Genomic DNA, 16307 nt, shown 5'->3' with positions numbered 1-16307 from the left:
AGCTATATGACGGCCTGTCGACCAGGCCGGGCCCACCCGCCCCGTGGCGGGATGTCACCCGCACCGAAAGGCCGCTCCCCGAGGGCCACGATCGGCCGTACCCGAAACAGGCCATGGTTCGTCAGATAGTTTCCTGGTACAGGTGGAAAGCAAAGCTGCGCGGCCGCTGCCCGTGCGGACGAGCGGTTGGTCGGCCTCGGCACTGCGCGGGTGCTTTCCGAGAACGCCCCGCGATACGTCGCGGTTACCGTCCGCCAAGGCGCGCGAGAGCGCCACTAAGGAGTACGAGTCGTGCCCGCCACCGCCGTCTCAGCCCACGGTTGCCGTCCCGTGCGGCAGCCCGCACGGGACGTTGCACACGCCCTACTGGCCGGTACCGCCGAGCTGATCCTCACCATCGGATTGCTGGTCTGTCTCTTCGTGGCCTACGAGCTCTGGTGGACCGATCTGAGAGCCCATCATGCGCAGCTGGATACCACAGGCCGGCTTCTCCGGCAGTGGGAGCGACAGCCGCACACCGACGACGGCGGCATCGCCTCGGTGGTGCCGTGGTCCCGGGCGGCTCCGGGCGATGCGGTCGGAATCCTCTACATTCCAAGGCTGGGGAAGGACTGGAGCGGGGTCATCGCCGAGGGCATCGGCCGGGACGACGTTCTCAACCGCGGCTTGATCGGGCACTACCGGGTCAACCCGTCCTCGGCCGAGCCGGGCCAGGAGGGCAATGTCGCACTGGCGGCTCACAGCATCACCTACGGAGCCCCGTTCGCCGATCTGGACCTGCTGCGCGTCGGCGATCACCTCTACGTCGAAACGGCCGGCTCCTGGTACACGTACACCATCGACGCGGGGCCATATCTGACGGACCCTTCGAGTGTGGGGGTGGTCGCCCCGATCCCCGAGCACTCGGGGTTCACCGCTCCCGGTCGGTACGTCACTCTCACGACGTGCTGGCCACCCGTCACATCGGCCAAACGCATGATCTATTGGGGCCACCAGATCGCTTGGCAGCCTCGCCGCGACGGCATGTCCGGGCCGGATCGGAGGATGTGATTCGCGCGCTGCGGACGTAGACGGGCATCCGAACCGCACGGTTGCGGCCGGGAATTGCCCAGCCCTACCGCTCGCCCGTCCCGCGGCACGTATGCGCCCATTGCCCGTGCCAGGCGACGCGCCGGTGCGGGACAGATGAGCCTCCTGCCCTCGGAGGGCCCTGACAATGCGACGGCGGGCCTGAAACATCGAGGCAGGCGATTTTCCAGTGGGTCCCGTGCCACCGCGCCGCCGAGCAGGCCTCAGGACCGTTTCGCGCGGCAGGGCCGGGCTGACTGCACAGGGAGAACCAGAACGTGGCCTCATCCACCTCACGCTCGACTGACGGCAGCCCCGTGGCCACGCTGGTCGCCGTCGCGGTTGTCACGGCAGCTCTCATTCTTCTCATGCTCGTTACCGGGCACGGCACTCCGCGGCTCGGCATCGACCTGGCGGGGGGCACCAGTGTCACCCTCACCGCCCGGTCCGACGACCGCGCGGCGGTCACCCGGACGAACATGGACACCGCGGTCGGGATCATCCAGCAACGCGTCAACGGCCTGGGAGTATCCGAGGCCGAAGTCCAGACCCAGGGCGATGACACGATCGTCGTCACCATCCCCAACGGCGCCGGGCGCCAGGCCGCGATCGACCAGGTCGGAACCACCGCCAAGCTCTACTTCCGTCCGGTCCTGGCTATCGCTCCCTCGGGTAGCAAGCCGGTCCCTGCACCGTCCCCCACCGCTTCCACCCCGACCGCCGCCCCCGTGTCAGCCGCTTCGGTGACGCCCGCTGGCACCGGCAGCGCGGGTCCCGCCGGACGGGCACTCGCCCAGGCGCTCATGGAGCCGGCGCCCTCAGCCGCCGCATCGGCTCCCCTGCCACCGTCCGGCGCAGCGACTCCCCCCGCACCTGCATCAGCCAGACCGGCCGCGTCCGAGGCGGCAGTCGTCCAGGACGGCGTCCCCGCCGAACTGCGGGCGCAGTTCGACGGCCTCGACTGCGAGGATCCCGCACAGCGCAAGGACTACCAGCGGGACCCTGCCAAGCCCGCGGTGGCGTGTAGCTCCGGTGCGCAGGGCGGGGTGTGGTTCAAGTCCATCCTCGGCCCAGTGGCCGTCGACGGCACGAACATCTCCAGCGCCACTGTCGGCTTCGACGTGCAGCAGGGCGCCATGTGGCAGGTCCAGCTCGCCTTCGACGACTCCGGAAGCAAGCGCTTCGCCGAGGTCACCGGCAAGCTCGCCGCCAATTCCGCGCCCAAGAACCAGTTCGCGATCGTACTCGACGGCCAGGTCGTGTCCGAGCCGTCGGTGAACGGCCCCATCCCTGGTGGGCGGGCCTCCATCTCCGGCAACTTCACGCAGAAGACGGCCGAGGGCCTGGCGAACGTACTCAGCTACGGCGCCTTGCCGCTGACGTTCGTCAAGAGCGACGTCACCATGATCTCCCCGCATCTGGGCTCCGACCAATTGCGGGCCGGCCTCATCGCCGGAGCCATTGGCCTCGCACTCGTCGTGGTCTACTCCCTGGTCTACTACCGGGGCCTCGCGGTGGTCAGCGTCATCGGGCTGGCCCTGGCCGCCCTGCTGACGTACGTGCTCATGTGCCTGCTCGGCGCGGCCATCGGCTTCGCGCTGACGCTGCCGGCGATCTGCGGGGCGATCGTGGCCGTCGGTATCACCACCGACTCGTTCATCGTCTACTTCGAACGTATCCGCGACGAGGTCCGCGAAGGCGTCCCGCTGCCACTGGCCGTGCGGCGCGCGTGGCCGCGCGCCCGGCGCACCGTTCTGATCTCGGACTTCGTCTCGGTGTTGGCCGCCGGCGTGCTCTACGTCCTGACCGTGGGCCGAATCCAGGGCTTCGCCTTCGCCCTGGGCCTGACGACGCTGTTGGATGTCGCGGTGGTCTTCCTGTTCGCCAAGCCGTTGGTCACCCTGCTGGCGCGGACGGCGTTCTTCTCGCAGGGACACCGGCTTTCCGGGCTCGACCCCCAGCGGCTGGGCGCCCGCGCGCCGCTCCACCGCGTGCGCCACCGCCGCCCCGTCACCCCTAAGGAGGCCTAGCCGATGTCACGGTTCAGCGAGATGGGACGCCGTCTGCACCAGGGCGAGATCGCCTTCGACTTCGTCGGTCGGCGCAGACTCTGGTACCGCATCTCCGTGCTGATCCTGCTGGCCGCCCTGGCCGGCCTGGGCGTGCGGGGCCTGCACCTGGGCATCGAGTTCCAGGGCGGTACCGTCTACACCCTCGCCAAGCCCGGGCTGACCGTCTCCCAGGCCCAGGGCGCGGTTGACGGGATCGCCGGCGGCGCCGGCCCGCTGGTGCAGTCCACCGGTGACGGCCGGATCCGGATCCAGATGAGCTCGGCCGAGGAGGTTCCCGCAGCGGAGTTCACCGGCGCCCTCTCGAGCCGACTCGACGTTCCCAAGGACAGCATCGACGTCCAGATGATCGGCCCGAGCTGGGGCAAGCAGATCTCCGAGCGGGCGCTGCTGGGCCTGTTCGCCTTCCTGGCGCTGGTCACCGTCTACCTCGCCGTCGCCTTCGAATGGCGCATGGCCGCGGCCGCACTCGCCGCCCTGCTCCACGACGTGTTCATCACCGTCGGCTTGTACGCCTTGGTCGGCTTCGAGGTCACGCCGGGAACCGTCATCGGCTTCCTGACCATCCTGGGGTACTCGCTGTACGACACCGTCGTGGTCTTCGACGGTGTGAAGGACAAGGCCAAGGGCATTACCAGGCAGACCCGCATGACCTTCGGCGAGGCTGCGAACCAGGCGCTGAACCAAACCCTCGTTCGTTCGCTCAACACCACCGTGGTGGCCCTGCTACCCGTGGCCGCACTCCTGTTCGTCGGCGGCGGACTTCTCGGAGCCGGCTCCTTGAACGACATCTCGCTGGCCCTGTTCCTCGGCCTGGCCACCGGCGCCTACTCCTCGATCTGCGTGGCCACCCCGCTGCTCGCCCAGCTCAAGGAGCGCCAGCCCGAGATGAAGCAGCTCGCCTCCCGCGTCGCCAAGCAACGCGCTCGGGCCGAAGCCGCCGCCGCGCCGGCGCTGGCCGGCTGACCGCGCCGCAAAGCGGGTCCTCTGCCCAGTCGGCGCCCCGGCGCAGGCCGGCATGCGAAGCCCGCGACACCGGAACCGACCTTGAGACCGGCCCCTGCCCGCGCAGTCAGGGCCCAAGATGTAGGAGGCACTGTGCTCCGCGCGTTCGCCCAGGCGTTCCGCACGCCTGATCTGCGCAGAAAGCTGCTGTTCACCCTTGGCATCGTCGCGCTCTTCCGGTTGGGCACACGTTTCCCCGTCCCCGGTGTGAGTTTCGCGGCCGTCCAGGAATGCCTCAGGCAGTCCGACACCGACAACGCGTTCGGGCTGGTCAACCTCTTCAGTGGCGGTGCGCTGCTGCAGCTCTCGGTCTTCTCCCTCGGCATCATGCCGTACATCACCGCGAGCATCATCCTGCAGTTGCTGGCCACCGTGATGCCGCGGCTGGCAGCGTTGAAGGACGACGGCCAGGCCGGCGCCGCCAAAATCACGGCGTACACCCGCTACCTGACGATGGCACTGGCTGCTCTTCAAGGTGCCGGCGTGACCTCGACCGCCATCTCCGGAACTCTGTTTCCGTCCTGCAACACGCGCGACCGCGTCGTGCCGAACACCTCTGCCCTGTGGATCAGCGGCATGGTGCTGGCTCTGATCGCCGGTACCGTCCTCATCATGTGGTTCGGCGAACTGATCACCGAACGCGGCATCGGCAGCGGCATGTCGATCCTGATGTTCGCCTCGGTCGCCGCAGGCCTTCCCGGAGCACTGTGGGCGATCTGGTCGCAGGGCACCATCGCATCCGGGTGGGGAGAACTCGCGTCGGTTCTCGCCATGGGGATGACCGTGATCGTCCTGGCCGTCTTCGTCGAGCAGGCGCAGCGCAGGATCCCGGTGCGGTACGTCAAGCCGGCCGGGCGATCGTTGATCAACCACAGCACCTCCACCTATCTGCCGATGAGGCTGAACCAGGCGGGTGTGGTCCCGGTGATCTTCGCCGCCTCCATGCTCTACCTGCCGGTGCTGGCGGTGGAGTTCTCCGGGAGCAGTTCGCCCTGGGCCGTGTGGGTCCAGAGCAACCTCGTCAAGGGGGACAGCTCGCTCTACATGTCCTCCTACTTCGCCTTGGTCGTCTTCTTCGCCTTCTTCTACGCGCCGACCGCCTTCGACCCGGAGAGGGTCGGTGACGACCTCAAGCGCGGCGGGGGCTGCATCCCCGGCATCAGGATCGGACGACCCACTGTCGAGTACCTCCGCCATGTCCTGACCCGTCTCACCTGGCCCGGCTCCCTCTACCTGGCCACCGTCGCCCTGCTCCCGCTGATCGTCTTGACCGCGTTCCGCACCGGCAGCAGCTTCCCGTTCGGCGGGACCAGCATCCTCATCATCGTCGGCGTCGGACTCGAGACCCTGAAGCGGCTCGAGAGCCAGCTCCAGCAGCACAATTACGAGGGATTCCTGCGATGAGAGCCGGTGGCCTTGCGGCTACCCGTGGGACCGTCCGTGGCGGTAGCAGGATCATCGCCGGCACCTCGGCATCGGAGCAGTCGGTGGCCGGACGAGGTCGGTCAGCGGCGCCGTTCGTCGTCCCGCGGCTCGGCGTCGACGCCGAGCCGGTCCCTGAACGGCCGGTAGAACCGCTCGGAGATCTGCGAGTCGACGCACAACGGCGTCATGGGGGGCGACAACAGCGGAGGTCCCGGCGTCCGGGCGGGTGGCGATGGGACGGCAAGTGAATCCCGGGCCCTGCAACGAGGACGGGCGCTCTCCGCCCCCGGGGTTCACTCGTGTTTCAACGACAGCAGGTGTGCGAACACGACGATGTTGCCGGTGTATTCGTCGCGTTCCGTGTCGTAGGAGCCGCCGCACGTGATCAGGCGCAACTGGGCGTCGGAGGTCTGGCCGTAGACCTGTTTATCCGGGAAATTCTTCCGGGTGAACACGTCGACGGAGTCGATGGAGAATTCTGCCACCATATGGTCGTCGCGCGTGATCGCGACATGGTTCTCCGCCTTGAGGGATCCCAGGCCCCAGAACACGGCAGTGGTCTTCTTGGTGTCGAGGTGTCCGACCACGATCGCCGCGCCGCGGTCTCCCGGGATCGGGCCGTTCCGGTACCAGCCGACCAGGTTGCGGTCTTCGGAGGGCGGGACATCGATTTCCCCGGAGGGGGTCAGCGATACCTCGGTGAACGGTGCATCGACGCCGATCTCCGGGATCCTGATCCGGGTGGGCCGGGGCGCGGATGCGGCGGGCTGTGCGGGAAGTGCGGCGCCGGCGGCAGACGGCCGGGGGGGAGGGCCGTCGGGTGCTTGGATCGTCGGCTGCACCATCATGCCGAGGCCGAGCGCGGCCGTGCAGAGTGCTGCGACCATGGCAATCGGGCCGGCCTTTCTCCGTCTGCGCAGCGATGCTGCGGACCGGGACACGGAGGCCGCGTGACAACCCATGGACGTTTTGCCTTTCGCATGAGAGCCGGGATGTGCCGCCCCGGAAACGGGGCGGGCCCCACCGTGGCCGCTACGGTTCAACGGCCACGGCGAGGCACTGGGAGCGACCGCGTCAAGCCGCCCCGATCCCTCTGCCGCGCCGCCGGAGGGCAGCGGCGGCGCCGAGGCCGGTCACCAGGAGGGCACCGCCGATCGCCAGGTCCGTGTTGGTGTGGGTTCCGGCTCCTCCCCCGGTGTGGGGGCCTCCGTGTGGCTCCTTGTCGGTGCCGGGAGCCTCCTTGTGCTCGTTGGGTGCCTGGTGCGACGGTGCGGCGGGAGCCTGACCGGTGGCACCACCCTGGTGGGGCTGGGGTGCCTGCGGTTGGGTTGCGACCTGGTTCTGAGCCTGGCCAGCCCCCGGCGGCTTGGCACCGTCAGTCATGTGGTGCGTGGCCTGGCCGCCCTGCGGCGCGGCTGCGGGATTTGCCTGCTGGCCATCCGCGGCATAGGCCGCGTGGCCTCCCACGGTCAGAGCCGCTGCGGCGACGAGTGTGGCTCCGGCAACGAGGTTGCGTACACGACGCATGATCACGAATCCTTTCGGCACCCAAATCGGTGTTGGGACTGTCACCTGACGCGACTTCAGAGCGGGGTGCGTGTCAACCACCGTGGACCACTGCATCGCGGCCCGCCACCGGCACCACGCCGAATGCCCTGCGGGGTCCTCCTTCGGGTGAGATCGGAGAATTGCCCGTCAGCCCTCGTCGCCATCGGCCGGTTCCTCCCACGCGCAGCGACAGGGACGCCCGGCACCAGCCGGTGCATCGGGTCACGCAGGAACGGGGCGGCCGGGAGCGCGCTGGTCGACCACCTGCAGAAGGCGCTCCACGTAGCGCACTTCGGTGAACGCGTTCCTACAGGACGGACATTCACGCATGTGGTGTTCCTGGAGCCGCGTCGCCTGAGCACCCAGCCCGCCCCGGGCGTGGGCCCCGAACCTGGCGATGTACTTGTGGCAGGCGGCACGGTCGGTGCGAGCGTGCCCGGTGAGGTAGGCGCGTCGCAGCCCCTCTCGCGCGCGGTAGGCCAGGGCGGAAGCGCCTGAGGGAGTCAGACCGAGCAGGTCGGCGGCCTGGGCGGGGGAGGTGCCTTCGATCGCTGTGTGCCACAGGATCAGGCGCCAACGTGCGGGCAGGCTCGAGAATGCCTGGGCCACCGTCGTGTGCTCGAAGCGGGCCAGTGCGTGGCTGTCGGCCTCGGGAATCAAGTCGCGCTCGAATTCGCTCAGATCGGCGACCGGATAGGCCTTTGCCGCCGCCCGGCCCCACTCGCCCGCCGTGCGCCGCAGGGTGGTCAGGACGTAGCCGAGGAAAGAAGTCGAGGGCCCGACGCCGGCCTGGACGGCGTGCAGGACGCGGGTGAACGCCTCGGCGGTCAGGTCGCTGGCGCCGTCGTGCGAGCGGGCGAACCCAGCCGCATAGCGGTGGACGGCGCCACGGTGGCGGCGGAAGAGAGCGCCGTATGCATTCATGTCGCCCTGGCGCACACGCTGAAGGAGTTCGGCGTCGGTTGGGTCCTGACCACGCGTCTGGTCGACCTCTCCCGGGCTGCGGGCGGGGCTCTTCGGGAACGGCGGAGCGGACATGGGACCTCCAGAGCGGCGGGGACATCCGAGGGCAAGGCGCCAGAAGGTGATAGGCCGCGAGATCCGCTACAAGGGGGCAGGGAACCTGCTGAACTCTCTCGTTGCCAAGAACGTCGAAGAGGCGCAGTTCTTACTAACACGCTGCGTAGCCGGTCGCAGACGGCGGATTCCCACCGTCTGCCCCACCACTTCGGGAACGGCTTCGTCACCGGTGGGCAAGGCGGCGCGTCGCGGACCCACCGGTTCAGCGGAGGCGTTTCACACGTCGGGAGGGTGCCTGCGGGCGCGTCGCGGAGCGGCCCTGGACACGTGTGGCCGACTCTCCTGCCCGGGTACGGGCGACCGGCAGAAGGACACCCCGATGACCCAAATGTGTTATCAGATGATCTATATCGGTGATGTGGCGTCAGCTCAGGGGGCGAAGTCCCCTCATATCTCGTGCGACCCGCTGCGGGCCGTACCGCCTCCGCTGTGATCACCGAGGTCATGCCATGGGTTCATCCGTCCTGTTCCGTAGCCGCCGCCGCGCTTCTGTGGCTTCCTACCGCGCGATGCGCAAAGCGCGGCGCGGTCTCGTCCTGGGCCTGGGCACGTCGGCCGCCGTGCTGGCCAGTGCCGCGCTCATGGGACGCACCGCCTGGTCGGCGCCCATGGAACCGATCGGATCGACTGCCGCCGCACCCAGGACACTCCGGCCTTCCGACGCGCCCTGGGTGGAGGCATCAGTGCCATCAGTGCCGGTCGCCCAAGCTGCACCGCCGATGAACCCAGCCCCTGTCCCCTCACCTGCGGTCATGCCGGTGGTGCGGCCCGCTCCACCGGACCCGCTGCTCTCCGAAGCGCCGATCCCGGATGCCGACGAACCGGCGCCGGCGCCGATCGAGGAGGCGGCGGAGAGCCAGCTGGTCGACCTGCGTCCCCGACATGGCGTGAGCGCGGAGATCCCCGTGACGGCGTACGCGGCCTACCAGCGTGCCGCTGTGAACCGCGCCCGTACCGACCCCTCCTGCCACCTGCCCTGGTCCCTGTTGGCGGCGATCGGAAAGGTGGAATCGGACCACGGCCTGGGCGGTCGGCTCGATGCGGACGGCACCACCCTCGCCCCGATTCTCGGTCCGCCGCTCGACGGTCGCGCCGACGTCGCCAAAGTGCCCGCCACCGATGACGGAAAGCTGACCCAGGATCCCGTGTGGGACCACGCGGTCGGACCGATGCAGTTCATCCCGTCGACCTGGAAGCGGTGGGCCCAAGCCGGACGGCCCAATGCGGAGGCCAGCCCCCACAACATCTTCGACGCCGCGGCCACCGCGGGGGCCTACCTGTGCGCCGACCACCGCGACCTCTCCAGCCCTCAGCAGCTGAAGAAGGCGATCAACGCCTACAACCGCTCGAACGACTACTTGCGTGAGGTCCTCACCTGGACGCTGCGCTACTCGACGGACGACGTCCAGCTCGCCGCAGCCACCCCGACGACGGCCGAGACCGCGTCCACCGGACCCGCCCCTTCCACGGCGCAGGAACCGGCTGATCAGAACGAGCCGGCGAGTGCGACCGTTCCGCTCACCATGACCCAGGACAGCCCCGCCACAGCACCACCCTTCCCGGACGGCCCCGCCGCCGAGCAGCCCGAGCCGCCTGCAGCGGCCCCGGCCGACTCCACCGGGGCGTCGGCACCGTCCAGCACCGTCCCGAGCGCGCTCGGGAGGCGACCGTGAGTTCCATCCGCACCGCCGACTCCCACCGCTGGCGCCGCTCGGCCTGCCTTGCCCTGGCCCTCGCGATCGCCTCACTGACCGGGGCTACCTCCAGCACAGCGCAACCGACCCCCGTGCCCGGCGACACCGTCATCGACCCGGCCTGGAACCTCGACCAACTGGCTGCCGCCGCGGCCGCAGCCGCAGCACGGTCCCAGGAACGGCTGATGATGCTGCTGGACGACGTAGTGTCCCCGGTCACCCAGTCGCCCTTCGTCTCCCGCGCCTCCATCGCCGTGGAGTTCGCCAAGCGCCAGCTCGGCAAGCCCTATGTCTGGGGCGGGGTCGGGCCCGAGGCGTTCGACTGTTCCGGGCTGACCCTGCAGGCATGGCGCGCTGCGGGCATCAAGATCCCGCGCACCTCACAGCAGCAGTGGCACGACCTGACACACGTCAGGAAGAGCGACGTGCGCCCGGGCGACCTGGTCGTCTACTTCCAGGACGCCAGTCACATCGGGATCTACATCGGTGACGGCCAGATCATCCAGGCCCCCAAGCCCGGGAAAGTGATCAAGCGCTCCCCCATCGACGCCATGCCCGTACTCGGCGTAGTCCGCCCGGAGTGAGAGACAGACGGGCGGGAGCGGGACGCAGCCGACGAGGGCTTGTGAGCGATCCGTCGAAGTCGCCCCTCACAGCTCGTCGGCTGCCACGAGGCTGCGCCCGTACGACCGCCGGCGAACGGCGCGAGCTCCGCTGTCCCCCGGTCGGCTTCCTGCTCGGAAGCCCTGGCCGTCCCGGGAGCGAGAATCCCTGCCGAACTGCGTCGCCGTCAGCCGAACGCCAGGACAAGCAGTCTGGTCCAGGCCCAGTCCAGGGCTGCCACGACGGTGACGGTGACCGCCACGAACACGGTCACGCCCCTGGTATAGCCCAGCAGCTCAGCCCGGCCGGGCCAAACCACCTTGCCCAGCTCGGCGACGACCTGACGGTAGAACCTGCCACTTCTGGCCGGCAGGCTCTGCCTGGACCGCCGCGAGGTTCGTCCGGACCTGCGCCTGGCACCAGGCCGCCCGCGTCGACCACTGCCGGGGACCGACACCTCACCCACCAGGGTGGCGTCCTCGACTGCCGCACCATCCCGAACCACTCGGGAGTCCCCGGCGACCACAGCCGCCGAGGGGTCCGTGCTCTGCGTCACGCGTCTCACCTGGATCCGTTTCCGAGGCGACGACCTGCACCAGAGCGGCATGGCAGCGGGCGAGGTCTCGCTGTTTCAAGAGACTGACTGTCGTACCCGCACACGCGGGGCAGAAGGAGGAGCGGCTTCCCGAGTGCCCTGCGGTGTGCCCGCGCCGAGACGGTCAACCGGTGCTCGACAGTAGGCCCCTACGGTACGTCCTCCGGACGTCCGTAACCGCGCGCCACGTCGACGATCACACGAGATCCTCGAGACAGCAGGCAGACGACGGCAGGTCGTACCGCCCGCACTCGCCGGATGGCCGCGCAAGGAGGGCCACCATATATCCTTTTGTGTGAATTAAGTGTTGACGTACCGTCAGTCAGTCTATTTCCGGAGAAACATAGCGGGCTGTCGGCACCTCAACCCCGGAGAACATGGTGAAGACTCTGACCAACGCTGCGGACCTGCTCGGGATCCGCGTGCTGGACTGCACCGGCAAGAACGTTGGCACGATCGATGAAATCTACCTCGACGACGCCACCCACGCACCCGAGTGGGCGACCGTCCGCCTGCGCAACACCAGGAAGAAAGCCTTCGTTCCGCTGACCACCTGCGAAACCAACGGAACAGAGCTACAGGTCCCCTACAGCCGATCCCTGGTCGAACAAGCTCCCGCGATCGCCGAAGGAGAACACCTGTCGCCCGCCGAGGAGGAAATCCTCTACCAGCACTACCGAGGGCAGACGCGGCGCACCAACCCGCCCGATGGCGACGCCGCCGCGCACGATCTCCCCAGGCCTGCCTCCGCACCCACCTCCACCGACGACCGGTCTCCACTACCTCACGCCCTCGGCCCCCTCCTCGGGGCAACCACGGCCCAGACCGCCCCGGACACCGGCCGGCTGCCCCGTCCGCCACAGGACCCCACGCCTGACCAGCCGTACCCCACCGCCGGCCCCAGCCCCGATACCGCTGCACACGCCGACACGGCGTCCCCCACGACCGACCAGTTCGCCGATCCCTCCCGTCCGATCGAGATCACCCGCCACGAGGAGAAGATCGACATCAGCACCCGATGGCAACCGCGGGGCACGGTCAGCGTGCGGCGCTCCGTCGTAAGCGAGCCCGTGAACCATGTCATCCCGCTCACACGTGAACGCGTCCACGTGGAGCGGATCCCCATCGCCGCCGGGGAGACGTCCTACCCACGCGAGTGGCTGGACCTGTCCGACACGAACAACACCCTCGTCCACGAGGTCGCTCTGCACGAGGAGCACGTTGTCGTCAACAAGCGCGTCGTCGGCGTGGAGCGAATCCGTCTGACGGTCGAACAGGACACTGTCCAGCACACGGTCCAGGACGAGCTGCGCAAGGAGCAGGTCGAGATCCGCGACACCACCGCCGCGAACGTCCCCCCGGAACAGTAACCCACCGGCCCTGCGCACACCGGGTGTCTCCAGCCACGACTCCGTGCCGCAACCTGCGATAGCACTGCGTGGTGGTCACGCCGCCGACGCCAGCAAAAGGGGGGACTCAGACGGGGACGAACTGGCAGATCCGAGCCGCTCACAGACCAGCCGGGCCCTCGGGCGGCCCCCGGGAGGGCTGACCACCAAGGTCCACCGCGCCGTAGACGGCCGCGGCCTGCCGCTGTCGGTCGTGCTCACCCCGGGCAACGTCAACGACGCCACCGCGTTCGGCCGGGTCCTCGACGGGATCCGTGTCCCGCGCCGCCACGGGCCGTCCGCGTGCGAGACCGTAGCGCGCGCTGGGCGACAAGGCATACTTCGGCAGGGCGATCCGCCACCTGCTGCGGCGCCAAGGCATCGCCGCCACGAACCCCGAGCGCCGCGACCAGACGGCCAACCGCCGACGCCCGAGGGCGCTTCGGCGGCCCGGCCGCCCGCCTTCGACAAGGTCGTCCACCGCAACCGAAACGTGGTCGAACCATACTTCGCCCACCTCAAGCAGTTCCGCGCGATCGCCGCCGGCTTCGACGAACTCGCCGACCGATACCGCGCCGGATTCGTCCCGGCCTCCGTGATCCTCTGACTCCGCGAACGGACCAGATGGTCATTCGTTCAGACAGACCCTGGTAGTGCTTCGTCAGGTCTGAAGTGATCGAGAGTGCCCTGGCCGGCGTGTCGTGGGTTACTCACGGTGGCAGGTGGGGCATTCGCCGGTCCGGCCCGTATCAAGTCCTGGATGGTGTGGAGGACTTGGTGGAAGGTCAGGCCGGCGTCTCGACTTCTGGGGTCGCGGCGCCGGGGGTGAGGAAGGCGTGGGCGGCGGCGACCAGGGTGACGTGGTGGTGCCGGCCTCATCAGGTACGGCCCTCGAGGTGGTCCAGGCCCGGGCCGTGCTTCATCTCGCGGTAGTCGTGCTCGATGCGCCGGCGGATCCCGGCCAGGCGCACGAGGCGGCGCATCGCGGTGTCGGACGGCAGACTGCTGAGCCGGTAGTCGGTGGGCGTGTCCGCGCCGGGAGGCCATTCGACGAGCAGGGTCTCGGCCGGCAGCACGCCGTCCCGCGCGGCGGCGCCGCCCGCATCGGCGGCGGCCCGCGGTGCCAGTCCCCGGACATCAGGACCAGGTGCTCGGGCGTCACGGACCAAGAGGTGGCACTCGGCGCGGCGCCTACCGGCCGTTCGCCGACCGCATCGAATTCCATAGCCTCTACGACCAACACCGTCATCGCCACCCCTTACCGCAGCGCAGGCCTCCAGGGCTGCTTCGCGATGGAGCGGACATCGATGCCATCGCCCGTCACCTACGCCTGGACCGCGCCGCCAACCTCGACCCGGACACCGGCGAACCGCTCTCCGACGCCGAGGGCGCCGAGAGCGCCGGCCAGTACACCGCGTTGACCGGCCTCAGGAAGGCCGAACAGGTCACTGCCCGACTCATCGTGCGCCGAGTACGCCTTCTGAACACAGCAGCCACGGCCGGACAGCGCGAGTTGTTCACCGCCTGGCGCTACCATGCCGTGTTCACCGACAGCCGTCCACCATGCTTCAGAGCGAGCTCCGGCACCGTCGGCACGCCCTGGTCAAGCAGGAGATCGCGGACGGCAAGTCCGGGCCGCTCGCCCACCTGCCCTCCGGCAGCTTCCAGGCCAACAACGCCTGGCTGACCCTCTTCTACCTGCTGCGGGCCGCCGGCAGCCTCGCCGGCGCCTTCCACGCCCGGGCGACCACCGCCACCCTACGCGCCCACCTGGTCAACGTCCCCGCCCGCATCGCCCGTTCGGCCCGGCGGCTGACGCTCCGCGTCCCCGACCGCTGGCCTTGACAACACGCCTTCACAGACCTGTTCGACATCGCCCACACACAGCCGAGCCGATCACGACCCACCCACCCCACCCGACAGGGCCGGACCACACGTGGAAGAGCTGGACAGACCAGCGGACACCCCACGCCCTGCAGCCGACCATCCCGACAAGACCACCGAAGCGATCACTCCGGAACCGACTCGCTGGATCCGGGTTCTGCAAGTCTGGTGCGCCCGGGGAGCTGGTTTCGGGTTGTGGACGCAACGGTGGCCCGGGAGGGGTACTCCCGAGCCACCGTTTGTCGCCTCTATTCGGTTGTTGGTTGTTTAGTCGATGGCGTTCTCCTTAGCGGCGGGCTCGGCGGGAGCGGGTGTAGAGGGCGAGGACGGTACCGAAGGCGATCAGGATGGTGCCGATGAGGACCCAAGACATGATCTGCGCACCGGTGTGGGCCAGACCGCCGGCCGTGTGGTGTTCAGCGGGCTGGGGCTGGGGGTGGTGCCCCTCCTCGTGTCCGGGTTGCTGGGGGTGGTGCCCCTCCTCATGTCCGGGTTGCTGGGGGTGGTGCCCCTCCTCATGTCCGGGTTGCTGGGGGTGGTGCCCCTCCTCATGTCCGGGGGTGGCGCCGGGGGTGCAGGTGTTGCACGGGGGCGGGCACTTGGCGGTCGCGGAGGAGGGAGCGGTGGTGATGGGCTGGGTGCCGACCGGGGAGCCGGGGGGCACGAAGCTGGCCGTCACCGTGTTGGTGGTGTCCGAGGCGATCGTGCTGGAGCAGAAGAAGCTCTTCGACTGTCCGGCCGCGAGATCGAACGTTCCGGAGGCCACCAGGCAGGAAGCTTCCTGCTGGTCGTTCAGGGTGATACCGGTGATGTTGGTGCCACTGGTGTTGGTCACCGTGATCTTCCAGAAGGCGGTGCACTTGTCCTGGTCGCAGGGATTCGTGCCGGGGCACGTGGTCTGGTTGCAGGGGCTGGTGCTGGGGCACGCGTTCTGGGAGCAAGGGCTGCTGGTGGCGTTGCCGGGCCCGCCGCGCTGAAGGGTGACGGTCTTGCCCCAGGGACCGGGACCGTCCTGAGCGCAGTTGGTGGTGTTGCTGGAGAGACAGACCTCCTTGTTGACAATCAGGGCCGCGACGGTGGCGGTGGCCTGAGAAGGGGGTGTGATGACGGGCTTGGTCGAGCCGGGGGGCGTGAACTGGGCCGTCACGGTGTTGGTGGTGTCCTGGGTGATGTTGCTGCTGGAGCAGAAGAACTGCTTGCTGGCTCCGGCCGCGAGGTCGAACGAACCAGCCGCGTTCACACAGGAGTTGGCGACGTTGTCGTTCAGGGTGATACCGGCGATGTCAGTGGTGCCGGTGTTGGTGACGGTGATGCGCCAGTACGCGGTGCCACCCATGGGGACGGCTGCGATGTCAGACCACGGGCCGTTGCCAGCCTGGGTGCAGTCGGACGCCTTGGTGGACTGGCAGACCTCCTTCTTCACCGCGAGCGAGGGCACCGTTGCGGTGGCCTGCGCGGGCGGTGTGGTGGTCGGCTGCGTGCCGGGAGGAGAACCCGGAGGCACGAAGCTGGCGGTGACCACGTTGGTGGTGTCCCTGGTGACGTTGCTGTTCGAGCAGAAGAACTGCTTGCTCGCACCGACAGCCAGGTCGAACGTGCCTGCGGCGGTCACACAGGACGGAGCCACAGTGTCCTTCAGCGTGATGCCTGTGATCGCCACCCCGTCAGTGTTGGTCACCGTGATCCGCCAGTAGGCGGTACCACCCGACGGAACACTGGCGGTCTGGACCCACGGGCCCGCACCGCCGGCCTGGCAGTCGGTGGCGTTGGAGGACTCACAGACCTCCTTCTTCACGACCAGCGACCCGACGTTCGCGGTCGCCTGCGACGGCGGCGTGGTGGTCGGCGGAGTCCCGGGAGGCGAACCCGGCGGGACGAACGTCGCGGTCACCACGTTCGTCGTGGACTGCGTGAGGTTGGAGCTGGAGCAGAAGAACTGCTTGCTCTG

Annotated in this window: 11 protein-coding genes and 3 pseudogenes; 9 read left to right on the top strand and 5 right to left on the bottom strand. The window is 69.0% G+C overall.

Annotated elements, in window-relative coordinates:
• Nucleotides 1-291 precede the first annotated feature (291 nt).
• The 4 genes from AB0Q99_RS31495 (at nucleotide 292) to secY (ending at nucleotide 5546) form a co-directional block, all read left to right on the top strand.
• Entirely contained in the window at nucleotides 292-1050 is a 759-nt protein-coding gene (locus tag AB0Q99_RS31495) for a class E sortase (protein WP_363577184.1), read from the top strand.
• Nucleotides 1051-1385: 335 nt separating this feature from the next.
• Nucleotides 1386-3098 (top strand): protein translocase subunit SecD, encoded by a 1713-nt coding sequence (gene secD, locus AB0Q99_RS31490; RefSeq protein ID WP_363577182.1) that lies wholly within the window; start codon nucleotides 1386-1388, stop codon nucleotides 3096-3098.
• A 3-nt stretch (nucleotides 3099-3101) separates the two neighbouring features.
• Nucleotides 3102-4103, top strand: coding sequence for a protein translocase subunit SecF (gene secF / locus AB0Q99_RS31485; protein ID WP_363577180.1), 1002 nt, complete (start codon nucleotides 3102-3104; stop codon nucleotides 4101-4103).
• A 132-nt stretch (nucleotides 4104-4235) separates the two neighbouring features.
• A complete protein-coding gene (gene secY / locus AB0Q99_RS31480) occupies nucleotides 4236-5546 on the top strand; it encodes a preprotein translocase subunit SecY (RefSeq protein ID WP_363577178.1) in 1311 nt (436 codons plus the stop codon).
• Nucleotides 5547-5860: 314 nt separating this feature from the next.
• Here secY and AB0Q99_RS31475 read toward each other — a convergent pair whose 3' ends face one another.
• The gene (locus AB0Q99_RS31475) at nucleotides 5861-6454 is read right to left on the bottom strand and encodes a class F sortase (RefSeq protein WP_363577176.1); all 594 of its coding nucleotides are present in this window, start codon (nucleotides 6452-6454) and stop codon (nucleotides 5861-5863) included.
• Nucleotides 6455-7337: 883 nt separating this feature from the next.
• On the bottom strand, nucleotides 7338-8153 hold the full coding sequence (locus AB0Q99_RS31470) for a sigma-70 family RNA polymerase sigma factor (protein WP_363577174.1): 816 nt from the start codon (nucleotides 8151-8153) through the stop codon (nucleotides 7338-7340).
• Between the two features lie 491 nt (nucleotides 8154-8644).
• On the opposite strand from AB0Q99_RS31470, the gene AB0Q99_RS31465 reads away from it, so the two are divergent.
• Together AB0Q99_RS31465 and AB0Q99_RS31460 are read left to right on the top strand one after the other, a co-directional pair.
• On the top strand, nucleotides 8645-9868 hold the full coding sequence (locus AB0Q99_RS31465) for a hypothetical protein (protein WP_363577172.1): 1224 nt from the start codon (nucleotides 8645-8647) through the stop codon (nucleotides 9866-9868).
• Nucleotides 9865-10473 carry an NlpC/P60 family protein gene (locus AB0Q99_RS31460; protein ID WP_363577170.1) on the top strand — a complete coding sequence of 203 codons (609 nt, stop codon included), beginning with the start codon at nucleotides 9865-9867 and terminating at the stop codon, nucleotides 10471-10473. The genes AB0Q99_RS31465 and AB0Q99_RS31460 overlap by 4 nt, the downstream gene beginning before the upstream one ends.
• 206 nt (nucleotides 10474-10679) lie before the next feature.
• Here the strand turns inward: AB0Q99_RS31460 and secE are convergent, their stop codons facing one another.
• Nucleotides 10680-11099: a preprotein translocase subunit SecE gene (secE, locus tag AB0Q99_RS31455; RefSeq protein WP_363577168.1), complete on the bottom strand. Its 420-nt coding sequence runs from the start codon at nucleotides 11097-11099 to the stop codon at nucleotides 10680-10682.
• 365 nt (nucleotides 11100-11464) lie between these two features.
• On the opposite strand from secE, the gene AB0Q99_RS31450 reads away from it, so the two are divergent.
• Both AB0Q99_RS31450 and AB0Q99_RS31445 read left to right on the top strand, forming a co-directional pair.
• Nucleotides 11465-12457 carry a PRC and DUF2382 domain-containing protein gene (locus tag AB0Q99_RS31450; protein ID WP_363577166.1) on the top strand — a complete coding sequence of 331 codons (993 nt, stop codon included), beginning with the start codon at nucleotides 11465-11467 and terminating at the stop codon, nucleotides 12455-12457.
• A 76-nt stretch (nucleotides 12458-12533) separates the two neighbouring features.
• A pseudogene (locus tag AB0Q99_RS31445) lies at nucleotides 12534-13082 on the top strand (IS5 family transposase); the annotation flags it as partial.
• A gap of 178 nt (nucleotides 13083-13260) precedes the next feature.
• Here the strand turns inward: AB0Q99_RS31445 and AB0Q99_RS31440 are convergent.
• A pseudogene (locus tag AB0Q99_RS31440) lies at nucleotides 13261-13557 on the bottom strand (IS701 family transposase); the annotation flags it as partial.
• A gap of 481 nt (nucleotides 13558-14038) precedes the next feature.
• On the opposite strand from AB0Q99_RS31440, the gene AB0Q99_RS31435 reads away from it, so the two are divergent.
• Nucleotides 14039-14320, top strand: coding sequence for a hypothetical protein (locus AB0Q99_RS31435; RefSeq protein WP_363577164.1), 282 nt, complete (start codon nucleotides 14039-14041; stop codon nucleotides 14318-14320).
• 325 nt (nucleotides 14321-14645) lie between these two features.
• Here AB0Q99_RS31435 and AB0Q99_RS31430 read toward each other — a convergent pair.
• Nucleotides 14646-16307, bottom strand: a pseudogene (locus tag AB0Q99_RS31430) (hypothetical protein); the annotation flags it as partial.

Origin of the sequence: Kitasatospora sp. NPDC086791 (assembly GCF_040685975.1) — a bacterium.
In the GTDB taxonomy this organism is placed as follows: domain Bacteria; phylum Actinomycetota; class Actinomycetes; order Streptomycetales; family Streptomycetaceae; genus Kitasatospora.
The sequence above is the reverse complement of the archived record's forward strand: the minus strand, read 5'-3'. Positions and strand labels throughout refer to the sequence as shown.